Source organism: Pseudoduganella sp. R-31, assembly GCF_049913235.1.
Taxonomy (GTDB): Bacteria; Pseudomonadota; Gammaproteobacteria; order Burkholderiales; family Burkholderiaceae_D; genus Rugamonas.
Genome location: NZ_CP183986.1, coordinates 172152 through 188749, shown reverse-complemented (window position 1 = coordinate 188749; position 16598 = coordinate 172152). Strand labels below are relative to the sequence as shown.

The 16598-nt window shown below is 61.9% G+C and carries 13 protein-coding genes; 12 read left to right on the top strand and 1 reads right to left on the bottom strand.

Annotation, left to right across the window (positions count from 1 at the left end):
* The first annotated feature begins 4 nt into the window (after positions 1-4).
* The 7 genes from ACN9MY_RS00800 (at position 5) to ACN9MY_RS00770 (ending at position 6164) form a co-directional block, all read left to right on the top strand.
* Positions 5-2077 carry a UvrD-helicase domain-containing protein gene (locus ACN9MY_RS00800; protein WP_426166585.1) on the top strand — a complete coding sequence of 691 codons (2073 nt, stop codon included), beginning with the start codon at positions 5-7 and terminating at the stop codon, positions 2075-2077.
* Positions 2078-2120: 43 nt separating this feature from the next.
* Complete coding sequence (locus tag ACN9MY_RS00795; protein ID WP_426166583.1) at positions 2121-2573, top strand: cache domain-containing protein; 453 nt, start codon at positions 2121-2123, stop codon at positions 2571-2573.
* Positions 2574-2648: 75 nt separating this feature from the next.
* Positions 2649-3101: a hypothetical protein gene (locus ACN9MY_RS00790; protein ID WP_426319930.1), complete on the top strand. Its 453-nt coding sequence runs from the start codon at positions 2649-2651 to the stop codon at positions 3099-3101.
* A 46-nt stretch (positions 3102-3147) separates the two neighbouring features.
* The gene (locus ACN9MY_RS00785; RefSeq protein ID WP_426166579.1) at positions 3148-3351 is read left to right on the top strand and encodes a SlyX family protein; all 204 of its coding nucleotides are present in this window, start codon (positions 3148-3150) and stop codon (positions 3349-3351) included.
* 94 nt (positions 3352-3445) lie between these two features.
* Complete coding sequence (locus ACN9MY_RS00780; RefSeq protein WP_426336727.1) at positions 3446-5560, top strand: M3 family metallopeptidase; 2115 nt, start codon at positions 3446-3448, stop codon at positions 5558-5560.
* A gap of 61 nt (positions 5561-5621) precedes the next feature.
* Positions 5622-5858, top strand: coding sequence for a hypothetical protein (locus ACN9MY_RS00775; protein ID WP_426319926.1), 237 nt, complete (start codon positions 5622-5624; stop codon positions 5856-5858).
* Positions 5859-5891: 33 nt separating this feature from the next.
* On the top strand, positions 5892-6164 hold the full coding sequence (locus ACN9MY_RS00770; RefSeq protein ID WP_426319924.1) for a DUF4404 family protein: 273 nt from the start codon (positions 5892-5894) through the stop codon (positions 6162-6164).
* 156 nt (positions 6165-6320) lie between these two features.
* On the opposite strand, the gene ACN9MY_RS00765 is transcribed toward ACN9MY_RS00770, so the two are convergent.
* Complete coding sequence (locus ACN9MY_RS00765; protein WP_426166575.1) at positions 6321-6833, bottom strand: DUF1269 domain-containing protein; 513 nt, start codon at positions 6831-6833, stop codon at positions 6321-6323.
* Between the two features lie 242 nt (positions 6834-7075).
* Here ACN9MY_RS00765 and ACN9MY_RS00760 point away from each other — a divergent pair, with 242 nt between their 5' ends.
* From ACN9MY_RS00760 to ubiU, 5 genes are all read left to right on the top strand, one after another.
* The gene (locus tag ACN9MY_RS00760; RefSeq protein ID WP_426336726.1) at positions 7076-9310 is read left to right on the top strand and encodes a YgiQ family radical SAM protein; all 2235 of its coding nucleotides are present in this window, start codon (positions 7076-7078) and stop codon (positions 9308-9310) included.
* 134 nt (positions 9311-9444) lie between these two features.
* On the top strand, positions 9445-12234 hold the full coding sequence (locus ACN9MY_RS00755; protein ID WP_426336725.1) for an EAL domain-containing protein: 2790 nt from the start codon (positions 9445-9447) through the stop codon (positions 12232-12234).
* An 83-nt stretch (positions 12235-12317) separates the two neighbouring features.
* Positions 12318-13886 carry an oleate hydratase gene (locus tag ACN9MY_RS00750; RefSeq protein WP_426336724.1) on the top strand — a complete coding sequence of 523 codons (1569 nt, stop codon included), beginning with the start codon at positions 12318-12320 and terminating at the stop codon, positions 13884-13886.
* An 81-nt stretch (positions 13887-13967) separates the two neighbouring features.
* The gene (ipdC, locus tag ACN9MY_RS00745) at positions 13968-15602 is read left to right on the top strand and encodes an indolepyruvate/phenylpyruvate decarboxylase (RefSeq protein ID WP_426336723.1); all 1635 of its coding nucleotides are present in this window, start codon (positions 13968-13970) and stop codon (positions 15600-15602) included.
* Positions 15599-16597, top strand: coding sequence for a ubiquinone anaerobic biosynthesis protein UbiU (ubiU, locus tag ACN9MY_RS00740; RefSeq protein WP_426336722.1), 999 nt, complete (start codon positions 15599-15601; stop codon positions 16595-16597). Before ipdC ends, ubiU begins: the two co-directional genes overlap by 4 nt.
* Position 16598 lies beyond the last annotated feature (1 nt).

Here is a 16598-nt window from a genome sequence, read left to right as displayed (position 1 = left end):
CGGGATGTCCAATGCACCCCAGTTCGGCCTTAACGGCCCACAGAGCGAAGCCGTGCTCTATCTCGACGGCCCTGCCCTCGTACTGGCGGGGGCCGGCTCGGGCAAGACGCGCGTCATTACGCAAAAAATTACCCATATGATCGAGGATCGCGGCTATGACCCGCGCACGATCGCCGCGCTTACCTTTACCAACAAGGCGGCGCTGGAAATGCAGGAGCGCGTCGGCAAGATGCTCAAGCAGCCGCGCCAGGCCAAGCTGCTGACCGTCTGTACCTTTCATTCCCTCGGTGTGCGCATCCTGCGCCAGGAATGCAACCATCTGGGGCTGAAAGACCGTTTTTCAATCATGGACAGCGACGATTGCTACTCGCTGGTCCAGGACTTGGCCATCACGACCGACAAGAACCTGATCCGCAGCATCCAGAACGACATCTCGCTGTGGAAGAACGGCCTGGTGACGCCCGAGGAAGCACTGAAGCAGGCGCAGACCGAGGATGAGGCGCAGTCGGCGCGCATCTACGGCAGCTATATCGCCACGCTGGCTGCCTACCAGGCAGTGGACTTCGATGACTTGATCCGCCTGCCGGTGGAACTGTTCCGCAACCACGACACGGTGCGTGACAAATGGCAGCGCCGCCTGCGCTACCTGATGATCGACGAATACCAGGACACCAATACCTGCCAGTACGAGCTGGTGAAACTGATGGTTACAGGCCTGGGCAAGAAGCCGATGTTCACCGCCGTGGGCGACGACGACCAGGCGATCTACGGCTGGCGCGGCGCGACCATGGAAAACCTGGCGCTGCTGCAGGTCGATTTCCCCGACCTGCGCCTGATCAAGCTGGAACAGAATTACCGCTCCACCACGCGCATCCTGCAGGCGGCCAATGCGGTGATCCAGAACAATCCCAAGCTGTTCGAGAAATCGCTGTGGTCGGAACTGGGTATCGGTGAGCCGATCAAGGTGCATTCGATGCCGAACGAGGAGCAGGAAGCGGAGCAGGTGGCGATCATGATTTCGGCCGACCACTTCGAGCGCAAGAACAAGTGGGCCGATTACGCGATCCTGTATCGCGGCAACCACCAGGCGCGCGTGATCGAACAGGCGTTGCGCACGCAGCGTATTCCGTACACGATTTCCGGCGGCCAGAGTTTCTTCGACAAGGCGGAAATCAAGGACATCATGGCCTACCTGCGCCTGATGGCGAATCCGGACGACGATCCTGCCTTCATCCGCGCGGCCACCACGCCGCGCCGCGGCATCGGCCAGTCCACGCTGGAAGCCCTGGGCTCCTTCTCGGGCAAGTGGCAATGCTCGCTGTTCGAGGCCGTGTTCAAGGGCGGCATCGAGGCGGTGCTGAACGAACGCCAATTGCGTCCGCTGCAGGACTTCTGCAACTTCATCCTGGAACTGGAATCGCGCGCCACGCGTCCCGGTCCATCGGGCAGCGGCGACAACGCGGCGCAAGTGCTGGACGACCTGATGGAAGGCATGCACTACGAGCACTACCTGTATGACACCTTCGAGGAACGCGCGGCGCAAGGCAAGTGGGACAACGTGACGGACTTCGTCAACTGGCTGAAGGATCGCGGCCGCGGTGGCAAGGACCGCGATGGCGAAGAGAAGAACGTCCTGGAGCTGACCCAGATGGTGGCGCTCATGTCCATGCTGGATGGCAAGGACGAAGAGCCCGACGCGATCCGCATGTCGACGCTGCACGCGTCGAAGGGCCTGGAGTATCCGCACGTGTTCCTGGTCGGCGTCGAAGAAGGCATTCTGCCGCACAAGGGCGACCCGGACGCGCCGGTGGAATTGCTGGCCCAGCGCATCGAGGAAGAACGGCGCCTGATGTACGTGGGGATCACGCGCGCGCAGCGCACCTTGCAGCTCACCTGGTGCAAGAAGCGCAAGCGCGGCGGCGAACATGTGCAATGCGACATTTCGCGCTTCATCGCGGAGATGGCGCTGGATGTCGGCACCGCCCCGCCGACGGAATCGGAAGTACTGTCGCCGCGCGAACGCCTGGCGCGCATGAAGGAATTGCTGTCGGCTCCGCGCGACATTAATCCGGCTTGATTAGTGCTAGCATGGGTACTCTTCCTTTTGAAAGGAGGTTCCCATGTTTTCACGCATTTTCCTGCTCGCCATCCTGACGGGTGCTGCGCCTCTCGCAAGCGCTGCGGATGTGGTGACCAAACCGGAAGCCGAGGCGATGGTCAAAAAAGCCATCACCTACCTCAAAGCGAACGGCCGCGAAAAGACCTTCGCCGAAATCGACAAGAAGGATGGCCAGTTTGTGGACCGCGACCTGTACCTGACCGTTTACGGGACCGACGGCGTGGTCCGCGCGCACGGCGCCAACGCCAAAATGATCGGCAAGAACCTGATGGAGTTGAAGGACGTCGACGGCAAGGCGTTCGTGAAGGAGCGCGTCGAAATGGCGAAGAAAAAAGTGCCGTTCTGGCAGGATTACAAGTTCAACAATCCTGTCAGCGGCAAGATCGAACCCAAAACCATGTACTGCGTTCCGGAAGAAGACCTGATTCTCTGCGGCGGGGTCTACCTGAAGTAGCGCTGAGCAGCGTCAAGCTGCGGTGTGGTCGGTTACGGCATTCTGGTTGCATAATGACCAACCGGAGATAGCAATATGAATGCCGTTGATCCGCTCATCTATGCCCAACGCCTGACCGCTGCCGGCGTGCCTGCCGAGCAGGCGCAAATTCATGCCGAAATCATTAGGGAAGTCTTGGCTTCCATGGCAATAGACCGCCTGGAGTCCAAAGTCGACAAGGGGCTGGCTGAGCTGAACAACAAGATCGATAACGGGTTGGCCGAGTTGAACACCAAGATCGATAACGGGTTGGCCGAGTTGAACACCAAGATCGATAGCGGGCTGGCCGAGCTGAATACCAAAATCGATCGCACCAAAGCTGAACTTGAAGCCCGGATGGATCGCCTGATCTCCGATCTCAGGAAGGAGCTGATGGCGGAGATCCAGAAATCGAAATGGTCGTGTGTACGCTGGATGTTCGGCATTGCCGTCTCCGTCGGTACCTTGCAAGGGGCGGCCATTGTGATGGCGATGCGATGGCTGGCCTGATGTCGCTCCAGTAAAATACCTGCTTTTTCTTAGGCAGGAGCAGGCCGTGAGCACCGAAGACCGATTCATCGACATTGAAATCAAACTGGCGCACCAGGAAGACCTGGTTGAGTCGCTGAACCAGCGCGTCTACGAGCAGCAGAAGCAGATCGACCAGCTCGAAGCGATGCTGGTGGCCTTGGCTGAGCGTGTGCGCACGACCTCGCAATCCAACCAGACGCCAATCAACGAACCGCCACCGCACTACTGATTCCTGACACTTTACGATACGCAGTGCAGCATGACTTTGCACTGCCGGGTTGCTATTATCGTGCGCTTCGAAACATTACAAAACAGGAGAGAGAATGTTCCGTCCGAAACTGCTGGTGATCGCTGCCAGCCTGGCTGTTGCCGGCCTTGCCAATGCCGCCCTGCCAGCGTCGAATCCTTTTGCAGCTGAATCCACCCTGCCGCTGAACTACCCGGCCTTCGACAAGATCAAGAACGAAGACTACGGTCCTGCCTACGAAGAAGGCATGAAGCAGCAGGCCGCGGAAATTGCCAAGATTGCCAACAACAAGGCCGCGCCGACGTTTGACAACACGATCGTGGCGATGGAACGTTCCGGCCGCCTGCTGGACCGCGTGAGCTCCGTTTTCGGCAACCTGTCCGGCGCCAACACCAATGACGCCTTCGAAGCGCTGAATCGCGATCTGGCGCCGAAGCTGTCGGCGCACAGCGACGCAATTCGCCTGAACGAAAAACTGTATGCCCGCATCAAGACCCTGTACGACAAGCGCGACAAGCTGAAGCTCGATCCAGAATCGAAGCGCCTGCTGGAACGCTATCACACCGATTTTGTGCGCGCCGGCGCCAAGCTGACCGCCGCCGACAAGGAAAAACTGAAGGCCTACAACTCGCAACTGGCCGCCCTGTCCACCACTTTCAGCCAGAACGTGCTGAAGGAAGCCAACGCCTCCGCCCTGGTGGTCGACACCCGCCAAGAACTGGCTGGCATGTCCGACAAGGCCATCGACGCCGCTGCTGCAGCCGCCAAGGCTAAAGGCATGGACGGCAAATTCCTGATCGCCATCGCCAACACCACCGGCCAGGCGCCGCTGGAAGTGCTGACCAATCGCACCACCCGTGAACGCCTGCTGGCTACCTCGCTGGCGCGCGGCAGCCATGGCGGCGATTTCGACAACCGCGAAGTCGTGCTGAAGATCGCCAAGCTGCGCGCCGAACGCGCTGCGCTGCTGGGCTATTCCTCACACGCTGCCTACCAGCTGGAAGACCAGACCGCGCACGACACCGACGCCGTCAACAAGCTGCTGGGCGAATTGTCCAAGCCGGCCGTGAACAACGCCCGCAAGGAATCGGCCGACATCCAGGCCGTGATCGATGCGGAAAAGGGCGGCTTTGCCAATGCGGCGCAGGACTGGGCCTTCTACACCGACAAGGTGCGCCAGGCGCGCTACGCGTTCGACCAGAACCAGCTCAAGCCTTACTTCGAACTGGATAACGTGCTGCAGAATGGCGTGTTTTACGCAGCGACCAAGGTGTACGGCATCACCTTCAAGGAGCGCAAGGACCTGCCGGTGTACCAGCCTGACGTGCGCGTGTTCGACGTGTTCGATGCCGACGGCAAGCAACTGGCGATCTTCCTGGGCGACTTCTACGCACGCAGCAACAAGCGCGGCGGCGCCTGGATGAATGCCTACGTGTCGCAGTCCAAGCTGCTGGGCACCAAGCCGGTGGTGGCCAACCACCTGAACATCCCCAAGCCGGCGGCCGGCGAGCCGACCTTGCTGACCTATGACGAAGCGCGCACCCTTTTCCACGAGTTCGGCCACGCGCTGCACGGCATGTTCTCCGACGTGAAGTACCCGCGCTTTGCCGGCACCCGCGTGCCGCGCGACTTCGTGGAATTCCCTTCGCAGGTCAACGAGATGTGGATGACCTGGCCGGAAATCCTGAACAACTACGCCAAGCATTACCAGACCGGCGCGCCAATGCCGAAGGAACTGCTGGACAAGGTGCAGGCGTCGGCCAAGTTCAACGAAGGCTTCCGCACCACCGAATACCTGGCCGCTTCGATCCTGGACCAGCGCTGGCACCAACTGCCGGCAGACAAGATCCCGACCGACGTGCTGGGCTTCGAATCGTCGGTGCTGAAGGATGCGGGCGTTGATTTCGCACCGGTGCCGCCACGCTACCGCACCACCTACTTCTCGCACGTGTTCGCGGGCGGCTACTCGGCGGGCTACTACGGCTACCTGTGGTCGGAGAAGCTGGACGCCGATACGGTTGAATGGTTCACCGAGAACGGCGGCATGCAGCGCAAGAACGGCGACCACTTCCGCAAAGCCCTGCTGTCCAAGGGCGGCACGATGGATGCGATGCAGATGTACCGCGAGTTCCGCGGCCGCGATGCAAAGATCGATCCGCTGCTGGAACGTCGCGGCTTGAAGGCCAACTAACGAACCCTGACACCGCTGAAACTCTTGATCCATCCATGGTAGGCAGCTTTAAGCTACTGCCATGGACCATATCGAATTCGTAAGCAGCCTCGAAGCCTGCACCCTCCCTCCGGAGCATTTCAACCACGCCGGCCATGTGCGGCTGGCGTGCCACTACCTCGCACAGCATCCGCTTGACGAGGCTATCGTGCGCACTTGCGCAACGATCCGCAGCTACGCCGCCGCCTGGACCTCCCTCGGCCTCGGTGCGCCCGAAATTGAGCACATCCGTAGCTGGTCACGACGGATGGGTGTATAAAGAGGGATAGCCACTTCACCGGGGAAAGGGATCATGGACACCAAGCTGAAGGAGACTCTGCGCCAATTGCACGCCACGCTGGCCCACCACGGCCCGGTCGATGAGGAATTGCAAAGCCTGTTGCGCCAGCTCGATGGCGACATCAAGCTGATCCTCGACCAGCCGCCGGAACAGGAAGGCGGCACCTCCACCTACGGCCTGGCCGAACGCACTCAGGAAATCACCGCCAAATTTGCTGCCAAACACCCGGCATTGGAGCCTACCTTGCGCGAACTGACGCGAATTCTGGGAAATATGGGAATATAAAATCAATGGGCTCAGGTCCGGATATGCGACACGCACGGCGTGTTGCGTGTGCGGCCCTGACGCGCCACTGGCTAAGAGAAAGGCGGGCCGCAGCCCGCCTTTGGTATGGAACCCGGGGTTTTACCGGCTGTCCGGCCGGCCCCCGGGAGGCTAGCCTTATGGGAAGGCCAGCATGGGCGGTTCTTCACCGCCAAAGTTGAAGTCAGGATGACGTTTGGCGATCATTTCCTCGATCTCCTTCATGCGCCGCACTGGCACGTCTACCATCATCAAAACCTGACCTTGTTCAATACGCTCTGAATACTGCTCCAGCTTCTTGTTGGGGACGGCCGCTGCATTCATGCCGCTCGCCCAGCCGCCGAACAGTGCACCGCCCAGCGTGACCAGCAAGATGGTCATGGTGCGCAGGGTCAGCCCTTCGGGTGGGAAAACGACCAGGAAGATGCCGGCGCACAGCCCCACAATCCCGCCGATGCCTATCCCCAGCTTGGCGCCGTGGATCAGGTCCGTTCTGAGCAGGAAATTGCAATCTGGCATGTCATCGGGCAGGGTGCCCTCTTTTGCCATGAAGTGGATATGCCGTTCTTCGATGCGTGCCAGCAGCAGTTCGTCCAGTTCTGCGCGGGCGGCTTTTACATTGGGAAGCATGTAGTACAGTCTGCGTCGCATGATGTCGCTCCATGGAAGACGTTGTATACCCGTTATAGCAAAAATGTCACGATGTTCAATGTGTATTACCCAAACCGCCTTGCCGGAACGTCACAAGTTACTGAAATTTAAAGGATTTTTGCACGCCGAAGCGGGCGCTGGCCGGTGATTTCCGGTACAATGCCGGGATGAATCCCCCAACCAATCTTTTCGCGGCCGTCGCCAAGCGGTCTGCGCGTGCTTCTGCTGCGCCTTTCCTTCCCATGTCCCGCGCCGAAATGGACGCCCTGGGCTGGGACCAGTGCGACGTCATCCTGGTGACCGGCGACGCCTATATCGACCACCCGAGCTTCGGCATGGCCCTGGTCGGCCGCCTGCTGGAATCGCAAGGCTACCGCGTTGGCATCATCGCCCAGCCGGACTGGCACAACGTGGAATCGTTCCGCGTGCTGGGCAAGCCGCGCCTGTACTTCGGCATTACCGCCGGCAATATGGACTCCATGGTCAACCGCTATACGGCCGACCGCAAGATCCGCTCCGACGACGCCTACACCCCGAACGCCGAGCCGAACAAGCGTCCTGACCGCGCCGTGACCGTGTACGCCCAGAAGTCCCGCGAAGCCTTCCCCGGCACGCCGATCGTCATCGGCTCCATCGAAGCCTCGCTGCGCCGCATCGCCCATTACGACTACTGGTCGGACAAGGTGCGCAAGTCGGTGCTGACCGAGTCCAAGGCCGACCTGCTCATCTTCGGTAACGCCGAACGCGCGCTGGTCGACCTGACCCGTCGCCTCGACATGGGCGAAAAGATCAAGGAGATCAAGGACCTGCGCGGAACCGCCTTCCTGGTGCCGCACGGCTGGCTGCCGTCCGACGAGTGGGCGGTGCACAACTCGAACCGTGTCGACGTGCCGGGCCGCGTCGACCCGCATCCCGATCCTTACGCCATGGCGAAGGAAGACAAGAAGGAGTGCGCCACCGAGAACGCCGCGCCCGAACCTATCGTCAAGCCGGTCATCATCATGACCCGCGAAGAACGCCTGGCAGCAGCCAAGGAAAAGCACAACAAGACCGTGGTGCGCCTGCCATCCTACGAGGTGGTGAAGGAAGACCCGGTCATGTACGCCCACGCCTCGCGCGTGTTCCACCTCGAATCCAACCCGGGCAATGCGCGCGCGCTGGTGCAGCAGCACGGCGACCGCGACGTGTGGATGAACCCTCCGCCGCTGCCGCTGGCCATGGACGAAATGGATGGCGTGTACGACATGGAATACTCGCGCGCCCCGCACCCAAGCTACGGCAACGCCAATATCCCGGCCTGGGAAATGATCCGCTTCTCGGTCAACATCATGCGCGGCTGCTTCGGCGGCTGCACCTTCTGCTCGATCACCGAGCACGAAGGCCGCATCATCCAGAGCCGCTCCGAGCCGTCCATCCTGCGCGAGATCGAGCATATCCGCGACAAGACCAAGGGCTTTACCGGCATCATCTCCGACCTGGGCGGCCCGACCGCGAACATGTATCGCCTGTCGTGCAAGGACAAGTCGATCGAGGAAACCTGCCGCCGCCTGTCCTGCGTCTACCCGTCGATCTGCGTCAACCTGGGCACCGACCACAGCAAGCTGATCCAGCTGTACCGCAAGGCGCGCGAGATCAAGGGCGTGAAGAAGATCCTGATCCAGTCCGGCCTGCGCTACGACCTGGCCGTGCGCTCACCGGAATATGTGAAGGAACTGGTGACGCACCACGTGGGCGGCCTGCTGAAGATCGCGCCTGAGCACACGGAAACCAATGTGCTGAGCAAGATGATGAAGCCGGGCATCGGCGCCTACGACGAATTCAAGGCGATGTTCGAGAAGTACTCGCTGGAAGCGGGCAAGAAGCAGTACCTGATCCCTTACTTCATCGCCGCCCACCCGGGCACGACGGACGAGGACATGCTGAACCTGGCCCTGTGGCTGAAGAAGAACAACTTCCGCCTGGACCAGGTGCAGACCTTCATGCCGACCCCGATGGCGATGGCATCGGCCATGTACCACTCGCGCAAGAACCCGCTGCACAAGGTCACCGAGAATTCGGAAAACGTGGAAACCCCGCGCACGCTGAAGCAGCGCCAGGCGCACAAGGCCTTCCTGCGCTACTACGATCCGAAGAACTGGCCGATCCTGCGCGAGACCCTGCGCCGCATGGGACGTGGCGACCTGATCGGCGATGGCGAACGCCACCTGATCCCGCCATACCGCGTCGGCGAAGAGAACTTCAAGGCCTCGTCCGGCAAGCGCGCCATGCCGATGCTGGCTCCTGGCCAGCAGAAGCGCGGCGCCGGCCTGCCTCCTCCGGCCCATATCGGCCGCGGCGGCAAGCCGAATGCCCTGACCGGTTCGATGACGGCCCGCGCCACGGTGGAAACCAAGGCCCGTCCATCCATCCTCGACACTATCAAGGTCAAACCCAAGGCCGCCCCGGCCAAGACTGGCGGCCGCCCGGGTCGTAAGTAAAACGCTAACGTGCTATCACCTGCTGCAATTCCATAGGACTTTGCAGCAGGAAAGCCACACTTCGGCGCGCTGTGTACGGCGAAGCGGATACAATCGGCTGGTAGACTCTGCCAACTTTGTATCCGGACGATAACGTGCCCCAATTCCTGGCCGGCCTGTTCATATTTCTGTTGCTGTCGACACCTGCGCCATGGGTGCAGGCGCAGGAGCGCGTCACGCTGCAACTGAAGCACAGCCACCAGTTCCAGTTTGCCGGCTATTACGCCGCGCTGGAAAAAGGCTATTACCGTGATGCCAGCCTCGATGTGCAACTGCTGGAAGGCAGCGACGGCAATGAACCGGAACGCGCCGTGCTCGACGGCCGTGCCCAGTACGGCGTTGCCAGCAGCAGCCTGCTGCTGGCGCGGCTGTCCGGCAAGCCGCTGGTGGTGCTGGCGGTCGTTTTCCAGCATTCTCCTTATGCGCTGGCGATGCGCCAGACCGGCCCGGCGCCGGATATCCGCAGCATCATCGGCAAGCGCGTGATGATCGGCTCCCTGACCGATGAACTGACCCAGGCCGACGAAGTCATGGCCTACCTGCGCAAGGAAGGCATCGCCAACAACCAGCTGGTGCGGGTGGAGCACAGCTTCAATCCGGACGACCTGGTGAAGGGGAGGGTCGACGCCATGTCGATCTATGTGACCAATGAGCCGGACTATCTTGACCGACTTGGCTTCCCATACGACATCTATAGCCCGCGTGCAGCCGGCATTGATTTTTACGGCGACAACCTGTTCACCAGTGAAGAGGAAATCAAGAACCATCCGGACCGCGTGCGCGCCTTCCGCGCCGCCAGCATGCGCGGCTGGCAGTACGCCATGAGCCACCAGGAAGAAATCGTCGACCTGATCCTCAACAAGTATTCGCGCCAGCACGACCGCATGCACTTGCTGTACGAGGCGCGCCAGATGGTGCCGCTGGTGCAGCCGGTGCTGGTGGAAATCGGCTACATGAACCCGGACCGCTGGCAGCACATCGCCGACGTCTACACGGAACTGGGCATGCTGCCCAAAGGCGCCACCTGGGCCGGCTTCATGTACAACGCCGATCCCGGTTCGGACCTGACCTGGCTGTACCGTGTGCTCGGTGTGGCTGCAGGCTTGCTGGTGCTGGGCGCCATGATTCACTTCTCGCTGCTGGCGCGCGAGCGCACGCGTGCCGAGGAAACCATCCGCAAGGGCGAGCAGCGTTTCCGCACCATGTTCGAGGCGGCTCCGATGGGCATTGCCCTGATCGATTCGAGCGGCGGCCAGTTCCGCGACGTCAATCCGCGCTTCGCCGAGATTGCGGGACGCTCGGCGCAAGAGATGCGCCATAGCCGCTGGCTGGAAATCTGCCATCCGGACGATGTGGCTCCGGAACAGGAAAAGATGGCGCAGCTGGCCGCGCAGCAGATTGCCGGCTTCAAGATGGAGACGCGCCTGGTGCGTCCCGACGGCCGCATCGTGTGGGTGGAAGCCTCGATCAACGCGGTGGGGACGGAGAGCCAGCCGCACCACCTGTGCATGATCGAAGACATTACTGACAAGAAGGAAACTGAAGCGCTGATCTGGCAGCAGGCCAACTTCGACACGCTGACGCAGTTGCCGAACCGGCGCATGTTCCTGGATCGCCTGCAGCACGATATTCTGAAATCGCGCCGCGACGGCACCCGCATCGCCATCCTGTTCATCGACCTTGACCACTTCAAGGAAGTCAACGACACCCTGGGCCACCACCAGGGCGACGTGCTGCTGGTGGAAGCGGCGCGCCGCATCGGCGCCTGCGTGCGCCAGTCGGATACCGTGTCGCGCCTGGGCGGCGACGAGTTCACCGTAATTCTGCCGGAGCTGTCGGAAGTCGACCGGGTGGAGGACATTGCCCAGCACATCATCGACAGCCTGCGCATGCCGTTCCAGCTGGGGCAGGAACAAGCCTTTGTCTCGGCCTCGATCGGCATCACCATTTACCCGGACGATGCCGGCAATATGGACGACTTGCTGAAGCATGCCGACCAGGCCATGTACGCCGCCAAGGGCGCGGGCCGCAACCGCTTCAGCTACTTCACGCCGGCCTTGCAGGTGGCCGCGCTGAACCGCATGCGCCTGACCAACGACTTGCGCGGCGCGCTGAAAGGCAACCAGCTCAAGCTGTACTTCCAGCCCATCGTGCATCTCCAGACCGGCAAGATCCACAAGGCCGAAGCGCTGATCCGCTGGGAGCATCCGCAGCGTGGCATGGTCAGCCCGCTGGAGTTCATCCCGCTGGCTGAATCAAGCGGCCTGATCGTCGATATCGGTGAATGGGTGTTCCGCGAGTCGGCGCAATGGGTCAAGCGCTGGCGCGAGGAAGTGCACCCCGGCTTCCAGGTCAGCCTGAACCAGTCGCCGATGGAATTCCAGCGCGAACGGGCCACCTACGCCGATTGGCTGGCCTACCTGCAGCAGCTCGGCGTGCCGGGTGAAAGCATCGTGGTGGAAATCACGGAAGGCCTGCTGCTGGACGCCAACACCAGCGTCACCGACAAGCTGCTGCAACTGCGCGACGCCGGCATCCAGGTCGCACTGGACGATTTCGGTACCGGCTATTCCTCGCTGTCCTACCTGAAGAAGTTTGACATCGACTATCTCAAGATCGACCGCAGCTTTACCCGCAACCTGGCGCCCGATTCAAGCGACATGGCCTTGTCCGACGCGATCATCGTGATGGCCCACAAGCTTGGACTGAATGTGATCGCCGAAGGCGTGGAAACCACCGAACAGCGCGACCTGCTGGCCGGCGCCGGCTGCGACTACGGCCAGGGCTATCTGTTCGCCCGTCCTCTGCCCGCCGCAGACTTCGACGCCATGCTGCACCAGCAATCGATCCCCACCGCCGCAACCCCGCACGCCACTGCCGCCTGATTGCGCCGCACTTGACTCAAGTCAAAGCCAAGCCATATCACGAAAACCTATAGTTACTTCCGAACCAACCAAGGAGTAACGAAATGGGAAAAGAAAAACAGGTGTATATGGCCGGCGCCGGCATCGGTAACCTGGCGGCGGCGGCTTTCATGATCCGCGATGGAAAAATGCGCGGTGACCAGATTCATATTTACGAATCGCTGGGCGTGGCAGGCGGCAGCCTGGATGGCGCGGGCAACGCGAAGGATGGTTACCGCCTGCGCGGCGGCCGCATGCTGACGACCGATAACTACGAATGCACCTGGGACCTGTTCGCGTCGATCCCGTCGCTGGTCCACCCTGGACAGTCGGTGCTCGATGAGACGCTGGCATTCAACGAACTGCATCAGTCGCACTCGCAAGCGCGCCTGGTTGACCGCAACCGCCATAAAGTGGATGTGACATCGATGGGCTTCAGCCTGCGCGACAGGATGGAGCTGCTCAAGCTGCACGAAGCGGATGAAGCGGCATTGGGCAATTCCCCCATCACCGATCACCTGTCGCCGGCATTTTTCGAAACGCCGTTCTGGTACATGTGGGCCACCACCTTCGCCTTCCAGCCGTGGCACAGCGCGGTGGAGTTCAAGCGCTACCTGCATCGCTTCATGAAGGAGTTCTCACGCATCGAAACGCTGGCCGGGGTCAAACGCACCGTGTACAACCAGTACGACTCGCTGGTCCGTCCATTGCAGGCATGGCTGGCGCAGCAGGGCGTGCGTATTGAAACCGGTTGCACCGTCACCGACATCAAGCTGGAAGACGGCAAGGACGCATTGGTGGTGCATGCAATCGAGCTCGAACGGGACGGCCAGCGCGAACTGCTACCGGTTACCCCTGACGACCTGGTGTTCTTCCAGAACGGCTCGATGACGGACGCCTCCAGTTTCGGCAGCATGGACTCTGCGCCGCCGCGTCTTGACCGGTACCAGAGTGGCGGCTGGAAGCTGTGGGAACGCCTGGCGGAAGGCCGGCCGGAGCTTGGCAATCCTGCTGCGTTCAACCGCAATATCCAGCAATCGTGGTGGGAATCGTTCACGGTCACACTGCGTGATTCCATCTTCTTCGACCAGATGCAGGCCTTCAGCGGCAACGTCGCCGGTACTGGCGGCCTGGTGACCTTCAAGGATTCCAACTGGTTGATGTCCGTCGTGCTGGCGCACCAGCCGCACTTCGCCGATCAACCGGCCGACATAAAAGTCTTCTGGGGCTACGCCTTGCATCCGGACCGCGTTGGGAACTTCGTCGCCAAGCCGATGGCTGACTGCACCGGCGAAGAGATTTTGCGCGAACTGGCGGGACACCTGAACTTCGAACCTGAAGTCTTCGCCCAGGCCAATTGCATTCCTTGCCGCATGCCCTACATCACCAGCATGTTCATGCCGCGCCATTACAGCGACCGGCCATTGCCGGTGCCAATCGGCTCGCGCAATCTCGCCCTGGTCAGCCAGTTCGTCGAAGTACCGGACGACGTGGTGTTCACGGTCGAGTACTCGGTGCGCGCAGCACAAATGGCGGTATACCAGCTGCTTGGTATCGAGCGCGAGATCCCGCCGATCAAGCGCCACGACAAGACGCTGGAAGTGATGCTGGCCGCGCTGGTCAAGGCAGCCTGATAACGACAGGCGGGCGGCGGATTGGGGAATCCTTGACCTGGCTCAAGGATTTTTCAGTCGCGCCCGCGCAAGATGCCGGCTATGAATCTCGCAAACTCACTCTTGCACGCGCTGGCTGATCACGGCGCGCGCGAAGTCTTTGGTATCCCCGGAGACTTCGTCCTTGCCTTCTTCGAACAAATTGAGAAATCTGGCGTCCTGCCCCTCTACACGCTGAGCCACGAGCCGGGCGTGGGCTTTGCAGCCGATGGGGCGGCACGCTATCACGGGCGCATAAGCGTGGCGGCGGTGACCTATGGTGCGGGGGCACTCAATATGGTCAACGCCGTCGCGGGCGCTTACGCAGAAAAGGTGCCGATGGTGGTGATTTCCGGCGCGCCGGGCACCAATGAACGCCGCAATGGGTTCCTGCTGCACCACCAGGTCAAGCACCTGGACTCGCAAATGGCGATCTTCCGCGAGATCACCTGCGACCAGTGCGTGCTGGACGATCCCCAGCGCGCGCCGGAAGACATCGCCCGGGTGCTGCGCAGTGCGATCACGCATTCGCGTCCGGTCTACATCGAGCTGCCGCGCGACCTGGTGCATGCGCCTTGCGCGCGGGTGCACGCCCTTCCGGCGCCTGTGCATGATGCGGATGCCCTGGCAGCCTGCGTGGAAGAAGTGTTGGCCCGCCTGGAGCGCGCCGCGCACCCCGTGCTGATGGTCGACATCGAAATACGCCGTTTCGGCCTGGAGAGCAAGGTCGCGCAGCTGGCCGCCAAGCTGCAGGTGCCGGTCGTGACCTGCTTCATGGGCCGCGGACTGCTGGCCAGCGAGCCGGAAGCACCGCTGCTTGGCACCTACCTCGGCGTCGCCGGCGCACCGGAAGTCACCGAAGCCGTGGAAGGTTCGGACGCCCTGTTGATGCTGGGCGTGATCCTCTCCGACACCAATTTCGGCGTGCAGCGCGAACGCATCGACCTGCGCAAGTGCATGCTGGCGCTGGACGGCGACGTCACCCTCGGCTATCACACCTACCACGACATCCCGCTGGAAGCACTGGTGGACGGCCTGCTGGCCCATGCCAAGCCCTTGCGCGCCGATGCTGCCCTGCGCGGTGAGCGTACCGCCTATCCATGCGACCTGCCTGCGGACGACAACCCGCTGGTGCCGCGCGACGTGGCGAGCGCCATCAACGACATGATGCGCAAGCACGGCCGCATGACAATCGCCTCCGACATCGGCGATTGCCTGTTCACCGCGCTGGATATCGAGAACACCGACCTGCTAGCGCCCGGCTACTACGCCACCATGGGTTACGGCGTGCCGGCCGCCTTTGGCTTGCAGGCAGCCGGTGGTGAGCGCCCGCTGGTGCTGGTCGGCGACGGCGCCTTCCAGATGACCGGCTGGGAGCTGGGCAACTGCCAGCGCTACGGCCTGGACCCGATCGTGGTTATCTTCAACAACTGCAGCTGGGAGATGCTGCGCGCCTTCCAGCCGCAATCCGGCTTCTGCGACTTGAGCGACTGGCGCTTTGCCGACATGGCGCAAGCCTTGGGCGGCGACGGTTACCGCGTCACCACGCGCGCCGAACTGGCGGCGGCACTGGAATGCGCCGTGCAGCAGCGCGGACGCTTCCAGCTGGTGGAAGTCATGCTGCCGCGCGGCGGCCAATCCGAGACCCTGGCCCGCTTCGTCAACGGCGTACGCCGCCTGCAGGGAAACAAAGCATGATCGAACTCGTTTGTCCCGCCGGCAGCCTGCCGGCATTGAAAGCTGCTGTCGATAACGGCGCCGATAGCGTCTACCTCGGCTTCCGCGACGCCACCAATGCCCGCAATTTCGCCGGCTTGAATTTCGATGAAGCCGCGATTGCTGAAGGCATCCGTTATGCGCACCAGCGTGGCCGCAAAGTACTGCTGGCGCTGAACACTTATCCGCAAGCGGCCAACTGGCAGCTGTGGCGCGAAGCAGTCGACCGCGCCGCCGGCGCCGGGATCGACGCCATCATCCTGGCCGACCCGGGCTTGATGGAATACGCCCGCAACAAGCATCCTGGCTTGCGCCTGCACTTGTCAGTGCAAGGCTCCGCCACCAACCACGAGGCGATCAACTTCTACCACGAGCAGTTCGGCATTTCGCGCGCCGTGCTGCCGCGCGTGCTGTCGATGCAGCAGGTCGAGCACCTGATCCGCCACGTGAAAACCGAGATCGAGGTCTTCGGTTTCGGCAGCCTGTGTGTGATGGTGGAAGGCCGCTGCGCCTTGTCGTCCTACGCCACCGGCGAATCGCCCAATACGGCCGGCGTTTGCTCGCCCGCCAAGGCAGTACGCTGGCAGCAGACACCGAAAGGCCTGGAATCGCGCCTGAACGGCGTCCTGATCGACCGCTACCAGCCGGACGAAAACGCCAGCTACCCCACGCTGTGCAAGGGACGCTTCGAAGTGGAAGGCGAAACCTATTACGCGATCGAGGAACCGGCCAGCCTGAATACCATGGAGCTGCTGCCGCAACTGGTGCAGATGGGCGTCAAGGCGATCAAGATCGAAGGCCGCCAGCGCAGTCCCGCCTACGTGGCGCAAGTGACGCAAGCCTGGCGCTCGGCGATCGATGCCTGCGGCGACGGCAAGCGGCGCTTCGCCATCCACCCGAGCTGGAGTGCCGCGCTGGACCGCGTGGCGGAAGGCCAGCAGCACACCCTGGGCGCCTATCACCGCAAATGGAAATGAG

Excerpts from the sequence above, each read along its gene's own strand:
- ACN9MY_RS00800 (WP_426166585.1), top strand. The coding sequence starts at position 5 with ATGTCCAATGCACCCCAGTTCGGCCTTAACGGCCCACAGAGCGAAGCC.
- ACN9MY_RS00795 (WP_426166583.1), top strand. The coding sequence starts at position 2,121 with ATGTTTTCACGCATTTTCCTGCTCGCCATCCTGACGGGTGCTGCGCCT.
- ACN9MY_RS00790 (WP_426319930.1), top strand. The coding sequence starts at position 2,649 with ATGAATGCCGTTGATCCGCTCATCTATGCCCAACGCCTGACCGCTGCC.
- ACN9MY_RS00780 (WP_426336727.1), top strand. The coding sequence starts at position 3,446 with ATGTTCCGTCCGAAACTGCTGGTGATCGCTGCCAGCCTGGCTGTTGCC.
- ACN9MY_RS00775 (WP_426319926.1), top strand. The coding sequence starts at position 5,622 with ATGGACCATATCGAATTCGTAAGCAGCCTCGAAGCCTGCACCCTCCCT.
- ACN9MY_RS00770 (WP_426319924.1), top strand. The coding sequence starts at position 5,892 with ATGGACACCAAGCTGAAGGAGACTCTGCGCCAATTGCACGCCACGCTG.
- ACN9MY_RS00765 (WP_426166575.1), bottom strand. The coding sequence starts at position 6,833 with ATGCGACGCAGACTGTACTACATGCTTCCCAATGTAAAAGCCGCCCGC.
- ACN9MY_RS00760 (WP_426336726.1), top strand. The coding sequence starts at position 7,076 with ATGTCCCGCGCCGAAATGGACGCCCTGGGCTGGGACCAGTGCGACGTC.
- ACN9MY_RS00750 (WP_426336724.1), top strand. The coding sequence starts at position 12,318 with ATGGGAAAAGAAAAACAGGTGTATATGGCCGGCGCCGGCATCGGTAAC.
- ipdC (WP_426336723.1), top strand. The coding sequence starts at position 13,968 with ATGAATCTCGCAAACTCACTCTTGCACGCGCTGGCTGATCACGGCGCG.
- ubiU (WP_426336722.1), top strand. The coding sequence starts at position 15,599 with ATGATCGAACTCGTTTGTCCCGCCGGCAGCCTGCCGGCATTGAAAGCT.